Origin of the sequence: Synechococcus sp. R55.8, from assembly GCF_047461895.1 — a bacterium.
Lineage (GTDB): Bacteria > Cyanobacteriota > Cyanobacteriia > Thermostichales > Thermostichaceae > Thermostichus.
On sequence record NZ_JANSIB010000196.1, the window covers coordinates 1 to 586 of the forward strand.

Annotated in this window: 1 protein-coding gene; it reads right to left on the reverse strand. The window is 58.4% G+C overall.

All coding sequences use genetic code 11. From position 1 onward, the window contains the following. A partial coding sequence (locus tag NW829_RS12330) for an SDR family oxidoreductase (protein ID WP_414417212.1) occupies positions 1-586 on the reverse strand: 586 nt, incomplete at both ends.

Below are 586 nucleotides of genomic sequence, written 5' to 3' on the forward strand. Positions count from 1 at the left end.
GGTTGGGCACACCCGGCTTGGCGATGATCTCAAGGATGCGATTTTGGGCGGCGGGCTGGAATAAACTTTCGACGGCCACTTGGGCTACTTTCGTGCGGGGGATGCTGCCGTCAAAGAGGGTATCCGCCTTGGATAGGACAATGCCATCGTCGTTGTCTTGGTTTTTTAGGCCCCCCGGTCGAACGATGGTGTAGGTGAGGCCGCTCTTTTGCAAGTATTCTTCTGCCCGTTTTTTCCACACCAGGATCAGCCAAAACAAGTTGAGGGGATGGAACAGCTGGGAAACACACAGGGAAGAGATTAAAACAAAGTGTTGGATCCCTTTGGCTTTGGCCACATCGACCAGGTTCTTGGTGCCTTCATAATCCACTCGGTAGGGCTGAAAGGGATCCCAACTGGGCCTGGCCCCGGTGGCACAGAGCACCACCGTGCATCCTTCCATGCCTGTCTCCAGCGTGGCCGGATCCAGCACATCCCCCACCACCACTTCCGCTTCGGGGGGCAAAACCCGAGCGGCCAGCTCGCGGCTGCGCACCAGCGCCCGTACCGGGATGTCGCGGCCCACCAACTCTTTGACAATGCGGCG